Origin of the sequence: Vibrio sp. 10N.261.52.C2 (assembly GCF_041471425.1) — a bacterium.
Taxonomy (GTDB): Bacteria; Pseudomonadota; Gammaproteobacteria; order Enterobacterales; family Vibrionaceae; genus Vibrio; species Vibrio crassostreae_C.
The window spans coordinates 50,609-64,914 of sequence record NZ_JBFROH010000007.1; the positions used below are offsets into that span (position 1 = coordinate 50,609).

10 protein-coding genes are annotated in these 14,306 nt (G+C 45.9%); 5 read left to right on the top strand and 5 right to left on the bottom strand.

All coding sequences use genetic code 11. The annotated features are described in order from the left end of the window. Positions 1–67 precede the first annotated feature (67 nt). From betA to AB4307_RS01470, 4 genes are all read right to left on the bottom strand, one after another. The gene (gene betA / locus AB4307_RS01455) at positions 68–1,795 is read right to left on the bottom strand and encodes a choline dehydrogenase (RefSeq protein ID WP_372130876.1); all 1,728 of its coding nucleotides are present in this window, start codon (positions 1,793–1,795) and stop codon (positions 68–70) included. Between the two features lie 72 nt (positions 1,796–1,867). After that, the gene (gene betB, locus AB4307_RS01460) at positions 1,868–3,328 is read right to left on the bottom strand and encodes a betaine-aldehyde dehydrogenase (RefSeq protein WP_372130878.1); all 1,461 of its coding nucleotides are present in this window, start codon (positions 3,326–3,328) and stop codon (positions 1,868–1,870) included. A gap of 92 nt (positions 3,329–3,420) precedes the next feature. Then, entirely contained in the window at positions 3,421–4,023 is a 603-nt protein-coding gene (betI, locus tag AB4307_RS01465) for a transcriptional regulator BetI (RefSeq protein ID WP_017070135.1), read from the bottom strand. Positions 4,024–4,454: 431 nt separating this feature from the next. Then, entirely contained in the window at positions 4,455–5,552 is a 1,098-nt protein-coding gene (locus AB4307_RS01470) for an alpha/beta hydrolase (protein ID WP_372130880.1), read from the bottom strand. A 288-nt stretch (positions 5,553–5,840) separates the two neighbouring features. Between AB4307_RS01470 and AB4307_RS01475 the strand changes: the two genes are divergently transcribed. From AB4307_RS01475 to AB4307_RS01495, 5 genes are all read left to right on the top strand, one after another. Next, entirely contained in the window at positions 5,841–6,545 is a 705-nt protein-coding gene (locus AB4307_RS01475; RefSeq protein ID WP_017065179.1) for a response regulator, read from the top strand. A 35-nt stretch (positions 6,546–6,580) separates the two neighbouring features. After that, positions 6,581–7,900 carry a sensor histidine kinase gene (locus tag AB4307_RS01480; RefSeq protein WP_372130882.1) on the top strand — a complete coding sequence of 440 codons (1,320 nt, stop codon included), beginning with the start codon at positions 6,581–6,583 and terminating at the stop codon, positions 7,898–7,900. A 135-nt stretch (positions 7,901–8,035) separates the two neighbouring features. Further along, the gene (locus AB4307_RS01485; RefSeq protein WP_372130884.1) at positions 8,036–8,311 is read left to right on the top strand and encodes a hypothetical protein; all 276 of its coding nucleotides are present in this window, start codon (positions 8,036–8,038) and stop codon (positions 8,309–8,311) included. Positions 8,312–8,875: 564 nt separating this feature from the next. Continuing rightward, positions 8,876–11,245 (top strand): M4 family metallopeptidase, encoded by a 2,370-nt coding sequence (locus tag AB4307_RS01490; protein ID WP_372130886.1) that lies wholly within the window; start codon positions 8,876–8,878, stop codon positions 11,243–11,245. Between the two features lie 143 nt (positions 11,246–11,388). Next, positions 11,389–12,945, top strand: a complete 1,557-nt coding sequence (locus AB4307_RS01495) for a M28 family metallopeptidase (RefSeq protein ID WP_372130888.1) — start codon at positions 11,389–11,391, stop codon at positions 12,943–12,945. Positions 12,946–13,087: 142 nt separating this feature from the next. Here AB4307_RS01495 and lhgD read toward each other — a convergent pair whose 3' ends face one another. After that, a complete protein-coding gene (gene lhgD, locus AB4307_RS01500; protein WP_065584461.1) occupies positions 13,088–14,302 on the bottom strand; it encodes an L-2-hydroxyglutarate dehydrogenase in 1,215 nt (404 codons plus the stop codon). Positions 14,303–14,306 lie beyond the last annotated feature (4 nt).

Consider the following 14,306-nt stretch of genomic DNA (forward strand, 5'->3'; position numbering starts at 1 on the left):
CAGTTTTGCTGACTTTTGACTAATTTTGGTTGTTACTTTTTATTATTTTTATCTCAATAACAGAGGCTTACGCTTCTCTTACTGGTTTATTGATTCTTTGCTTCTCTTGCCATTCAGGTGCAATCCACACTGGAACGTCCTGCTCTTTGAGCATTGGCTTACCCAAAATCAAATCGGAAGCACGCTCAGCCACCATAATGGTCGGGGCGTTCAAGTTTCCGTTCGGAATAACAGGGAAAACAGATGAGTCAACAACGCGCAGATTATCAATGCCGCGAACGCGACACTCTTCATCAAGCACTGCCATTGGATCATCATCAGCGCCCATTTTGCAGCCACATGAAGGGTGGTACGCACTTTCCACGTTCTGTTTAACCCATTCGTCGATTGCTTCATCGGAAGTCACACTTAGACCCGGCTGAATCTCTTCACCTCGGTAAGCATCCATTGCTGGTTGAGACAAAATCTCACGCGTTAGACGAATACAATCGCGCCAATCTTGGCGGTCTTGCTCAGTCGAGATGTAGTTGAAAATGATCTCTGGCTTGGCATGCGGATCAGCAGAAGTGATCGCAACCGTACCGCGACTTTCTGGCTTATTAGGCCCAACGTGTACTTGGAAACCGTGACCATCAAAGGCCGCTTGTCCGTCGTAACGCATCGCTGCTGGCAGGAAGTGATATTGAATGTTTGGCCACTTCAATCCTTTACGAGAGCGAATGAACGCACACGATTCAAAGTGGTTAGTAGCACCCAGACCTTTGCGAGTCAGAATCCATTCCGCGCCAATCATGCCTTTGCTCACCAAGCCAAGCTTGCTGTTGAGTGTGATCGGTTCGTTGCAGTGATATTGGAAGTACACTTCTAGGTGATCTTGAAGGTTTTCACCGACACCGCTTAGTTCGTGTTTAACTTCAACGCCAGCCTTTTCAAGCACCGCTTTCGGGCCGATACCAGAAAGCTGCAGCAGTTGAACAGAACCGATAGAACCCGCAGAAGAGATCACTTCTTTGTTCGCCACAGCCACTTGAGTATTGCCTGACTTTTCAAACTCGACCCCAACAGCTTTCAGCCTTGATTGACCTTTTGATGACTGGTCTTTTACGACGAGTGCTTCAAGTAAGAAACGACGCGCCACGATACCTTTCTTCAAGGTCAGGTTTGAACGCTTCAATGCTCGACGTAAATAAGCGTTAGAGGTTGAGGCTCTAACACCCTTGTCTACCGTCATATGCATAGTGCCGAAGCCTTCTTGCTGGTAGCCGTTGTAATCGTTGGTTTCTGGGTAACCAGCGTCTTTACCTGCATCGATGAATGCTTGGTAAAGCGGGTTAAGCTCCATATCGTTACCATTACAAGTGCCGACAGGGCCATTGTCACCACGGTATTCATCACCGCCTTTGTTCCATGATTCAGCGCGGCGGAAGTAAGGCAAGCATGCTTGATAGTTCCAACCCGCTGCACCCTCTTCTTCCCATTGGTCAAAATCACACGCGTGGCCACGAACATAAACCATGCCGTTGATCGATGAGCTGCCGCCTAACACTTTGCCACGTGGGCAGTGCAGTTCACGTCCATCAAGGCCCGGTTCTTTCTCTGTTTCAAATTGCCAAGCGTACTTTTCAGTATTCATTGGGTAAGAAAGCGCGGTTGGCATTTGGATAAAAATACTCTTATCCGTGCCACCAGCTTCCAGTAATAAAACGCTATGTTCACCGCTTTCCGTTAGCCTATCCGCTAACACACAGCCGGCCGAACCCGCGCCGACGATAATATAATCGTAGCGTTGTTCCATGTTTTGATTTCCCTGAGATGAGTCAGTAGGGCTAGCTCTGTTAAGCTAACCCATAAAATTGAGTGTTACGCGTTAGGCATAAGGGCTGGCGTAGTCGCCAAGTTCAATAAGAATGCTCTTAGTCTGCGTATAGTGAAGTAGGGTTTCTGGTCCATTTTCACGGCCAATACCTGAAAGCTTGTAACCACCAACAGGCATTTCTGCAGGAGAGTCCCCCCACGTATTAACCCAACAAATACCAGCCTGCATTTGATGGATCACGCGGTGAGCACGAGAAAGGTTTTGCGTGAACACGCCAGCCGCTAGGCCATATTTGGTGTCGTTAGCGCGGCGAATCACATCGTCTTCGTCCGTAAACCTCAACACTGACATCACAGGGCCGAAGATCTCTTGCTGAACGTGAGGCATGTTGTCTTCGCAATCCACAAACACGGTTGGGATAACAAAGTTGCCGTTTTCGAGGCCGTTATCTGTCACTTGATAGCCGCCCGTCAGCAGGGTTGCACCCGACTGTTTTGCTAGCTCAATTGCTTCAAGGACTTTTGAAAGGTGTTCTTTAGAAATCAACGCGCCGATCTGAGTCTCCATGTCCATTGGGTTACCAATGATCAGCTTCTCAGTGCGTGTTTTAAGTTGGTCGATGAATGCGTTGTAGATGTTTTCGTGTACATAAACACGGGTACCGTTAGTACACACTTCGCCTTGGGTGTAGAAGTTAGCCACCATCGAAGCTGAAACTGCATCATCCAATTTCGCATCATCAAACACGATCATTGGTGACTTGCCGCCAAGTTCCATGGTGACTGATTTCAGCGTCTTAGCGCTGTCTGCCATTACCGCTTTACCGGTACCGGTTTCGCCCGTGAACGACACTTTCGCGATGTCTGGGTGCGCCGTTAGCATCTGACCAACACGGTAATCGCCCTGAACCACGTTGAACACGCCATCAGGAAGACCAGCTTCGGTAAAGATCTCAGCAAGCTTGAGCGCTGTGAGCGGCGTTTCTTCTGAAGGCTTGAAAATCATCGCGTTACCCGCGGCCAATGCCGGAGCTGATTTCCACATCGCGATTTGAATGGGGTAGTTCCACGCACCAATGCCCGCACAGATGCCTAGCGGTTCGCGGCGAGTGTAGAAAAATTGAGATTCGCTCAGCGGTTGTTGGTCGCCTTGTAGTGTTGGTGCCAAGCCAGCAAAGTATTCAATAACATCAGCACCAGACGCCACATCCACTTCAATTGCTTCTTGCAGCGGCTTGCCCGTATCAACAACCTCAAGGTTTGCAAGGTCATTATTTCGAGCTCTAAGTATTTCCACTGCCTTCAAAAGAATGCGGCTGCGTTCCACAGCGGTCATTGCAGACCATACCGCAAATCCGCGCTTCGCAGATTCAATAGCACTGTCGACATCTGCTGAAGATGCTTGGCCTAAGGTCGCGATAGGCTCACCGTTGGCAGGGTTAATGCTATCAAAGGTTTCACCAGAGGTTGCTTTAACCGCTGCGCCATCGATGTATAACGAGTTCATTTCCATTTGAGATTCTGACTTAATTATTGTTATTAGACTCTACTGGTCTATATGTGAGTATTGGGTGGTCGTTCTAGGTCTAGCGCTACCACTGCGATCTATTTGCTGTAACACGAGTAGAACGTAAGTTGTTTATCTAGATAATCATTGATGATGGCACGCGCCTTTTGAGCATCGATACCATCTGGGTTTAATGTGCCTCTCAGCCACAAACCATCAATCAGAGACGCAATCCCGTGAGCAACGAGATCCGCTTGTTCATGATTCAAAATACCTTTCAACTCAAGACGTAAGTGTGAAATCAAACGTTTTTCATTCACACGCTGCAGTCTTTTCAGCTGCTCGTCATGCATTGAATATGACCAAAATGCCAACCACGCCTTCGCGACCTTATTTTCTGCTTGGTAACCTTCGAAGTTACCATCGATGATCGCGTTGATTCTCTGTTGGTGAGCATCAACAGGAAGTGCTTTTAGTGACGTGGTGATGGTATTAGAAAGTTGGCGAAGGATTTCACGCATGGTCTCTTCGAGCAGCCCATGCTTCCCGCCAAAATAGTGATTAATAATGCCAGTGGAGACTCCCGCTTCTTTGCTGATCAACGCAATACTCGCGGCATGCAAACCCACTCGATCAATCACCGTCATGGTGGCTTGAACAAGCTGTGGTTTACGTATATCAGGCATCCCAACCTTCGGCATTTCTCAGTCCTTTTATTTTATATTGAACGTTCAGTTAAATATAAAATGACAGAAATTTAGTTAGGGTTCAAATGATTATTTAAAACAAACTCGTAACAATACAGCATTCAAAACAACAAAAATCACTATGGAACAACAGCTTAAATATCATTCAGAGCACTAACGAAAACAATTAAAGATTTGAGGTGTGATAGTTATTGGTCAAATGTTTTTGCTTAGAAAGTTCAAGAATCAATCAGTGAGAGTCCTTGTAGAAACTTTTTGGGGAGGGAGTGGAAAGGAAGTATCAAGGAATTTTCATACTGAAATTTAAGACAAGGAAATCCACAATCAACACAGGTAACGAATCAAAAAATGAACAAAAAAGGTTGGTGACAACAACGTCATCACCAACCTTATCAAGTCGTTTCTTATGTTATTACGAGCCTAAGCTACTCAATGCGTGTGATGAAACCGTATTTATCTGACTCAGCCTTAGTCACCCAGTGTTCGCCAGAAGCCGGAGCAGAATCTAAAGTGAAGATATAGAAATCGATTCCTGTATCTCCCATTACCTTTTTAAAGTAGGTCGCTTGCTTGCGATGACTTTCGTTCGTGTATGGGAAATCTTTGGCTGTTTTATCATCCTCAGCCCAACTATGCACACCAACCTGTTTATTAAGCTCAATAGCTTTGGAGGTATCTGCTCGTTGCAAAACTCGTGGGTTACCCGCAGCGAAAAGATCCGTGCCGCCAGAGAACACCGAGCCCGTAGGCGTTACGATCGTCGTCATGTTGTTACTGTGGATCATGCGCCCGGTGTACATATTGATATCATCGTCAGCGCTGCCACCAATATGGTTGGTAAACTTCAACGTCATCTCACTGCCTTGATACAATTTCACGATATCAAAAAGCTGAGAATAGGTTGATGCGCCTAGAGTGGAAGTAATGCGATCAACAGCGCCAGTCTCGTTGAGCACATCACGGTAAAAAGCGTTGAAAGCAAACGAGGTGGTTATCGTTACCTTGTTCCCACTTTTAGTGTTACTCAGAATGGTAGACCCAAGGCTAGTCACGTATTGAACCAGTTCATTGTGATACTCAAGCTCGACGGGTTTATGAGTATTCGTCGTCGTGTTAATTAACGTGGTGTCATTGCCGATTGAACGTTGAGCAACACCACAAGCAAATGAATCAAAAAGCTTACCCTCACTGTAAATCGCACAATCGTCAGCCCTTGCATCAGGGAGGTACAGATCCACACTTTGACCTAAACTATCCGCAAGCCTAACTACTTTTTGCTTATCACTAATATCTTCCGCAAACAGAACGGTTTCATACTGCACACCGTTGTAATCAAGCTTTATGGATTCTTGGACCTCTTGTCGCTCTTTATACAACTCACCCAGTTTCGCTGATGAAAATACGTAATCCGCTTGAGGTTTTGCTTGCGCTTTGTTGGCAGCTTTACCTGAGTTAGAGCTTGAGTTACAACCCGCTAGCAGAATCAAAGGTAACGCCAGTAATGCATTTCTATAGTCGTTCATACAGTTATTCCCAAAATGTTTGATGGGAAAATTCTATTATTTAAAGATCAAAACATCTGTCGTGCGAATGTATGAGAATGTCGAGCCTATTTGAACGATGTTTTTTATTTTCCTATAAATGCCAATTCATCATTGAACTAACTTATAAAGTGTTTAATCATTCGCTTTAGGTATTTGGCGAAGCATCTGAACTTATATGCAATAGCGTATAATCGTAATGGTTCATCACGACGAAGACTCGCTCACCTAATCTCAATAAGTGAAACGCACGACAAGGCTGATAATGGAATGACAAAACCTAAAATGATCATCGTGGAAGACGATTTGAAACTTCAGAAAATGTTGCAGGACTACTTCGTCGCGCAAGATTTTGATGTCACGGTGTTGGACGATGGCAGTGATGCCGCACACACCATCCTCACGGAGCAACCTGACATCGTACTGCTGGATTTGATGCTTCCTGTAACTGATGGACTTACAATCTGCCGACAGACGCGTACGCACTATAAAGGTAAAATCTTGATGCTCACCGCTAGCGATGACGACTTTGATCACGTCGCTGGTTTAGAGACAGGGGCTGATGACTATGTCACCAAGCCAATCAAACCAAGAGTTCTGCTGGCCAGAGTTCGTTCGCTATTACGCCGCCAAGACACCAATACCGCTTCAGTCGATGACTCAGACACCCTTCAGTTCGATCAACTCGTTCTGAAAAACACTTATAAGAAGTGTGAACTTTATGGTGCGGTTTTATCACTCACTGACAGCGAGTTTGACCTACTTTGGTTATTGGCAAGCAACCCAGACACGCCGTTATCTCGTGACTACTTGACGCAAACATTGCGCGGGATTGAGTACGACGGAATAGACCGGACGATTGACAACAAGGTTGTACGTCTAAGGAAGATTTTGGGCGACGACCACACACCAGCAGAGAAAATTCAGACCATTCGCGGTAAAGGCTACTTATTTGTTTCGACCGCCTGGCGTTAACCTCGCTCAATACGAGCGTAATAGAGAGAGCGATTATGCGACGTATCTTTTTGGAGTCCCTATTAGGGCTGTTAGTTTGCTTCATGGCCGGCCTTGTCGCCTACGAGATTAGCGTCTATCAGCTCAATACCGACTACGAATATGTACTGGAAGATTACGAAGCGACTGCCCACCAGCAATTGATCGAAAATATCGCTAAAAATCAGGGTCTTGAAGCTGCTCATCAAGCGATAAACCAATTTGTAGAAACCACACGAAATAAACTGGTTACGTTCAGCCCAGACGATGAAATACCAGGCCCCGTTTCAGAGTTCTTCAGTACCAATCCGAATACCTTTATCTTTCACGATGATGAGCGTGACCTATGGTTTCGCTTAGCAAGCAGCGACAATACCTATCACTACCTCCCCAACAGTGAAGCGTTCGTTAGGCAAAAAATAGAGTTGGAGGATGACCTCATTTGGTTGTTCTTTTTAGCGAGCTTTATCTTATATGGGTTATGTCATCTATTTATTATCTTCCGCCGAGTTAAAAAGCTTGAGGCTGCCACTCTGCGTTTTGCGGAGGGCGATCTCTCGACACGAGCCGAGACTTCAAGTGGTATTGCGATTGGTTCACTGAACAAATCCTTCAACCTAATGGCCGACCGAATTCATCGCTTGGTAGAAAGTAATCGCTCACTCACTAATGCTGTCGCTCATGAACTGCGCACGCCAATATTCCGTATTCAGTGGCAAGCTGAAATGTTGAAAGACACCCAGCTAAACGCAGAGCAAGAAAGCACGATTGAGAGTATTGTCGAAGACACGGAAGAGATGGAAAAGATGGTCGATGAACTATTGTATTACGCCAAACTCGATAGCACTGACCTAGAAAACTTAAAAAAGCCATTAGAGATTCGAGACTTTCTCGACCACGCAATGGCGCGTTGGAACAAAGACAGTCAGCTCAACATCGACCTTTCACTACCAGCGCAACCTAGCTCAATACTTGCGGATGAAACACTACTCAACCGAGCACTAGATAACCTCGTGCGTAACGCAATGAAGTTCGCACGCTCGCAAGTGTCGATAGAAGCAAGCGTGCACCAAGAACAACTGAAAATTGCGGTACATGACGATGGTGATGGCGTTGCAGAGGAGCACCGAGCACATCTGTTCGATCCCTTTTATGTTGGCGACAAAGCACGTAATAAAGCTAAGAGCGGCCATGGGTTAGGGTTATCTATCGTCGAGAAGATCTGTGCTCAACATAACGCAACTGTGGAAGTGGGTCAGAGCCAAGCCTTAAAAGGTGCAGTATTCACCATAACCATTCAGCTATGTAATGATTCAGCTGACAAACCCATACAGTAACGACAAAACACCTCTGGAATAATGTTCAACATCGGTCGGGAGATGCAGTCTCCCATGAACTTATTAAATCTAGATAATCATGCCACTGCCTTTGTGCCTTGCCATCTAGGTTCCAATCATTCTTAAGGTATTTTTATGAAAAAGTTATTAGTTGTTTTAGGCATTGTTTCTCTAGCAGGTTGTTCAGGTATTAACCACAATGAAGAAGTTTACACAGCGCACGCAGAGAGCTTCAACATTGTAGGCTTCCAAGTTCCGGGCAACACTCAAGATCGTGCAATGGAATGGGTTCCTGAAGGCGCAACCGTCGATACCGTTACATCAACAAATTCTGATACGACCTCTGTTTTGGGTGTTATCAACCGTATTATTGGTATTGAATATGTTCAAGTTGGCGGTAAAAAGCAGTAATTCGCTTTAGTCGCAGACCATAGCTAAGTGTATTAGTTACGTACCTTTAATCAGTAGCCTGCACAAACTAAGTTAATCTAAGCCAGTGACCCGTCGCTGGCTTTTTTCATCCAGCCGTTTTTGTGCTCTGTGCCAAATAAAGCCCCATTTGGCTAACTCTCTTGTAACTAACAATTCAGAAAATAAGCCCCAAAATCGTCAATTTATTATCAAAATTGCCTTTAAACTCGCTTAATCGTCTTTCGCTCAAAATGACACTTCCAAATCGTTGATCCTTCTATCAACCCAGAGCCCGCTAATTGAGGCACAGATCTATTTACCTAGAAATCTTAATTTCCAATAAAAAACAACACCTAATAAAATTGTCATGATTTTATAAATAAAACCTATGAGTGCGTTCAAAAATAAACAGAAATGATAACTATCTGTAAATACGAGAAATATAAGTTTCATGAATAAAAGAGATCATTGCCATGCTACTAATTAATCAGATCGAATGATGTAAATTCGTTGTGATAATTTTGTTACTTTTTCATGGATTTTACATGGAAAGAGAAAATAACAATGAAAATGAAAAAGCGTTTAGTTGCCGTTGCTATAGCGAGTGCTATGTCTTTATCAGTACATGCAAGTGAATCCGTTAACATCGATCAACCGATCAACTTTACTAGCTTTTCTGGGTTGAACTCTCAGTTAGGTGTCAGTAACGCCTCTAGCTTTAAGATGGTGAAAGAAGTAAACCTGAAAAAGCGTGGTATCTACAAAGTTAAGATCCAACAGAACATCTGGGGAACACCGGTATGGGGACATTACCTAAATGCCACCCAAAGTGTCCAAGGTGGCGCACTTAAGTCCGTTCAAGGTCGCTACCTTAAAACAACGACCTTAGAGCGATCTTTTGTTAAGCCATCAATCAACAGCGCTCAAGCGGTTGAACTCGCAAGTAAAGATCTAAAGACTCAAGGCTTAACCAGCAAATCTCTAGACAACGTTCAACATCAGCTATTTATCTATCAAGGCTCTGTGAAGCAAGGCATCGGACAGCAAAGCGTAGATAAAACACGACTAGTGTACGTTGTCTCTTACCTAGTAGAAGGCAGTGAACAGCCGACTCGACCGTTCACCATGCTAGACGGGCACACAGGCAAGGTCATCGACCGCTGGGAAGGTATTGCCCATGCTCAGATCGGTACTGGCCCTGGCGGCAACGAAAAAACCGGCATGTACGAATACGGCACCGACTACCACTACCTTGATGTTCAAGAAGTGGGCACAGAGTGTGTAATGGAGTCTGAAAATGTCGTTACCGTTGACCTTAATGGCGCGACCGACGGCGACACCACTTACAGCTATGAATGTCCTCGTAACGAATATAAAGCCGTGAACGGCGCATTCTCACCACTCAACGATGCCCATTACTTTGGCAACATCGTGTTCGATATGTATAAAAACTGGTTCGACACAGCGCCACTCTCCTTCAAGCTCATGATGCGTGTTCACTACGGTGAAAACTACGAGAATGCATTTTGGGACGGCAGAGCCATGACCTTTGGTGATGGGGAGAGCTTCTTTTACCCGCTTGTTAGCCTAGATGTATCAGCCCATAAAGTGAGCCACGGTTTCACTGAGCAAAACTCAGGTTTGGTTTACGCAAACCAATCCGGTGGTATGAACGAAGCCTTCTCTGATATGGCAGGTGAAGCGGCAGAATACTACATGAAAGGCACCAACGACTGGATGGTCGGCCGTAATATCTTTAAAGGCGACGGAGCTCTACGCTACATGGACGATCCATCACGAGATGGTTCTTCAATCAATAATGCATCCGAGTACTACGATGGCTTGAATGTGCACTACAGTTCGGGCGTGTTCAACAAGGCCTTCTACCACCTTGCAACCACGCAAGGCTGGGATACTAAAAAAGCGTTCGAGCTTTTCGTGCTATCCAACCAAATCTACTGGTCAGAAAACAGTGACTTCTGGCAGGGTGCTTGTGGCGTGAAAAACTCGGCAACAGACCTTGGCTACAATGCCGATGACGTTGTTTCTGCGTTCGGTCTTGTGGGTGTTACCCCATGTGCAGAGCCACCACTGCCACCAGAACCGGAATATCAACGCCTTGAAAATGGTGTTGAAGCCGCAGTTGCTGGTGAAACAGGTTCGAAAACTTACTTTGATATCGAAGTACCATCAGGCCAAGAGAAACTGACGATTGATCTTGCTGTGTCTACGGGTGACCCAGATATTTATGTCGGCCTAGATTATGCGCCAAGCTCTCAGGAGAATATCTGTAAGAGCGAAACCGTGACCGATGAAGTGTGTGTGATTGAAAACCCAACCGCAGGTCGTTACACGGTTAACGTTCTAGGTTACTCAGATTACGCAGGTGCAAATCTGAAAGCGTCGTACGAATCAGGCAGCGCTAACGTGCCGCCCGTCTCTTCTTTCGAACACACGATTGTCGGTAAAGAAGTCGAGCTACGCAGCACAAGTTCAGACAGCGATGGTCAAATCGTTTCTTACCAATGGAACCTTGGCGATGGCAACACACAAACCGGTGAAGTGGCTCGTTATACCTACGCTGAAGCTGGCGACTACGTGGTGACTCTAACCGTGACTGACGATGCAGGCGTTGCAACATCAACAAGCAAGTCGATTACGATTGAAGGTGACTCAGCGGAAGGCTTCCCACTAAAACTGAAGTTTGGTAACAAAAACCCGAATGGCAAAGCTCGCGTTAAGCTGGCATGGGATTACGACACCAACGACTACTTCGTGATTAAGCGTAATGGCAAGAATGTTGGTGCTACAGACTTTAACTCATACGTCGACAAGTTCCGTCACAACGGCACAGTAGATGTGGAGTACCAAGTGTGTACCTCAAGCGATATCTGTTCAGAAACCAAGCACTACCGTTTCATTAAAACACAATAATCGATAGTAAATTCAGGGCTCCGAAAGGAGCCCTTTTCGCGGTTATCTGCTTAAAAAATGAAACATCTACACAAAAACATCCACGTATTACACAAAAATCACACCAATCAACACAACAATACTCACCATAAAAAGGACGACAAATGGCTATTCAAAAAAGCATGCTAGCTTTGGCTGTGCTCGGAGGCTCTTTAGCCTTAACCACCAGCACTTCGGCTTACGCATCCCTAGGTATCACACCACCAGCGAACGAAGAAGTCTGGATCACCACCGATGCTGACGCACAGCATATAATGACTCAACATGGCGCAACGGTTTATCCAAGCGTGACGGGGAACAAGCATTCCATCGTCGCGAAAATCAACCAGAAAGAGCTGGCGAAACTATCCAGCCACATGCATGAAGAAACTCACCGTTGTGGTGGCTACATGGTGCACGAAGACAAAGCAAGCGCACTCAAAGCCGCAGCGATGCCACTGACAATGAACACCTTCGAAAAACCGGTGATCAGCCATCAAGATACGGTGAACGACCTACTCGCTCAGGTCGAGCCGAACAACATGGTCACGACCATCGAAAATCTAACCAACTTCACCAACCGTTTTTATACTACTTCTACTGGTGTCGCTGCTTCAGATTGGCTTTTAGAACGTTGGGAGACGGAAATTAAAGATGTGCCTTATGCGTCTGCACGCCAGATCACGCATGCCGAATATCCGCAAAAATCCGTTGAAGTGACACTGCTTGGCGCTAAATATCCTGAAGAGATCGTCGTTGTTGGTGGGCACCTTGATTCGACCGTTGGATCTTGGACAAGCGAAGGCACCATCTCACCCGGAGCCGATGATGATGCGTCTGGTATTGCGACCGTAACTGAGTCGCTTCGCCTGATGATCGCCAGTGGCATTCAGCCAGACAAGACCATTAAGTTCTATGGTTATGCTGCTGAAGAAGTAGGGCTACGTGGCTCACAAGATGTCGCCAACGCTTTAAGAGATGAGCAAGCCAACGTTTTGTCCGTATTGCAATTAGACATGACCAACTACAACGGTTCTGCGCACGATATCACCTTCATCACGGACTACACCGACAGCAACCTCACCGCCTACTTAAGCGAGCTAATCGACACTTACGCGAGCGACATCAGTTACGGTTTTGATGATTGTGGCTATGCCTGTTCTGACCACGCATCTTGGCACAATGTTGGCTACCCAGCTGCCATGCCATTCGAAAGCATGTTCAATGATTACAACCCAAGTATTCACACTGAGCACGACACGCTTGAGAACTCCGATCCTACGGCGACACACGCGACCAAGTTCGCCAAACTAGCCATTGCTTACCTTGTCGAAACCAGCCTTGATTCACCCGTTGCAGGCCCTAAAGAGCTGCAAAATGGCGTGCCTGTTAAAGGACTTACTGCAGGATATGGTGAAGAGCAGTTCTTCACATTTACGACTCAAAGTGCAGGTCAGTTAACGGTAACATTAACCGGCCCTCGAAGTGGCGATGCCGACTTATATGTGAAACACAACGGCACCGTATCGAAAGCGAACTACGACTGCCGTCCATACCAGAACAGCAGCAACGAACAGTGTGTATTAGACATGCCTGCGGGGGAATTCAACATCATGGTGCGCGGCTACCGTAACTTTAACGATGTCACCATCGTCGCTAACTTTGTGCCGGATTGGCTGTAAGGTTGGTTATTTACTAACAATTAATCCGAGCAAACACGGCAAAAACTAAAAATCCGCAAGCCCACGATCATAAATAGATTGGAGCTTGCGGATTTTTTATTGTCTTCGGAGAGCATCTCAACTTAATAACCTTTAGTTATCATCAAGCCGTCTTTTTCATTACCTTGCCACAGATGTACTCACCAATCGGCATTGCAGAGGTCGCAGCCGGTGATGGCGCGTTACATACATGTAAGCTTCTTGGGCTTTCGGCAAACAGGAAATCATGGACCAAGGTGCCATCCTTCAGTACCGCTTGAGCACGAATCCCAGCAGGATAAGGCTTAAAATCATCAACCGTAATACTCGGGCAGTATTTGTTCACTAGCTTTAGATATCCCGGTTTCCACCACGAGTTCTTAAACTCGACCAAACCCGTTTTCAAGTGATTCGCAGTCACTTTCCAAAAACCCACAAAGCTCAGCATCTGCCAAGTGTCCTTGAAGCTAAAGTTAAGCTTGCCATAACCTTCTCGCTTCCAGCCTTGAACTGCATTTGGCCCTACTGTTACGGAGCCATCAATCATGCGTGTTAAATGCACGCCCAAGAAAGGCAGTTCTGGGTCAGGGATCGGATAGATAAGATGATTCACCACTTGGTTGTGCTTAGCGTCTAACTGATAATACTCACCGCGATAAGGCACGATTTGGAAGTCGGTTTCGATGTCTAACATCTTGGTCATTCTATCGGCCATCAAGCCAGAACACGTGATCAAGAATCGACTGTTCAGTTGAAGAGTCTGACCATCTACTTTGCACGTTAACTGCACTTCATCTTCTTGCTCATCGGCCATGATCACTTCCGTACCAAGGCTAAGCTTACCACCCGCCTCAACAAACTCTTGAGCCATCACTTCGGTGACTTTTTTGTAGTCGACGATACTGGTGGTTTTGACATAAATCGCACCCAAACCCGTGATATTTGGCTCGGCAAGTTTGAGCTGAGCTTGATCCAACAAATCAACATCAATATCGTTATCGTGGCAACGCTGATAGAGCGCATTCATTCGCTCCACTTCTTGCTCATTGGTCGCGACCAACAACTTACCGCAGTTTTCGACGGGGATATCGTGTTGGCTACAAAAGGCGATGGTGCGCTCTACGCCGCGTTTACAAAAATCCGCCTTTAAACTGCCCGGAGCGTAGTAAACACCAGCATGAATCACCCCGCTATTATGGCCAGTTTGGTGCTGCGCGAAACCACGTTCCTTCTCGACTAAAAGGATACTTTTATCAGGGTGAGCTTGCTGTAATTGCCAAGCCGTCGACACGCCAACAATGCCGCCACCAACGATAATATAGTCGTATATTGAGTTCATAATA

Excerpts from the sequence above, each read along its gene's own strand:
- AB4307_RS01490 (WP_372130886.1), top strand. The coding sequence starts at position 8,876 with ATGAAAATGAAAAAGCGTTTAGTTGCCGTTGCTATAGCGAGTGCTATG.
- betI (WP_017070135.1), bottom strand. The coding sequence starts at position 4,023 with ATGCCGAAGGTTGGGATGCCTGATATACGTAAACCACAGCTTGTTCAA.
- lhgD (WP_065584461.1), bottom strand. The coding sequence starts at position 14,302 with ATGAACTCAATATACGACTATATTATCGTTGGTGGCGGCATTGTTGGC.
- betA (WP_372130876.1), bottom strand. The coding sequence starts at position 1,795 with ATGGAACAACGCTACGATTATATTATCGTCGGCGCGGGTTCGGCCGGC.
- AB4307_RS01480 (WP_372130882.1), top strand. The coding sequence starts at position 6,581 with ATGCGACGTATCTTTTTGGAGTCCCTATTAGGGCTGTTAGTTTGCTTC.
- AB4307_RS01495 (WP_372130888.1), top strand. The coding sequence starts at position 11,389 with ATGGCTATTCAAAAAAGCATGCTAGCTTTGGCTGTGCTCGGAGGCTCT.
- AB4307_RS01475 (WP_017065179.1), top strand. The coding sequence starts at position 5,841 with ATGACAAAACCTAAAATGATCATCGTGGAAGACGATTTGAAACTTCAG.
- AB4307_RS01485 (WP_372130884.1), top strand. The coding sequence starts at position 8,036 with ATGAAAAAGTTATTAGTTGTTTTAGGCATTGTTTCTCTAGCAGGTTGT.
- AB4307_RS01470 (WP_372130880.1), bottom strand. The coding sequence starts at position 5,552 with ATGAACGACTATAGAAATGCATTACTGGCGTTACCTTTGATTCTGCTA.
- betB (WP_372130878.1), bottom strand. The coding sequence starts at position 3,328 with ATGGAAATGAACTCGTTATACATCGATGGCGCAGCGGTTAAAGCAACC.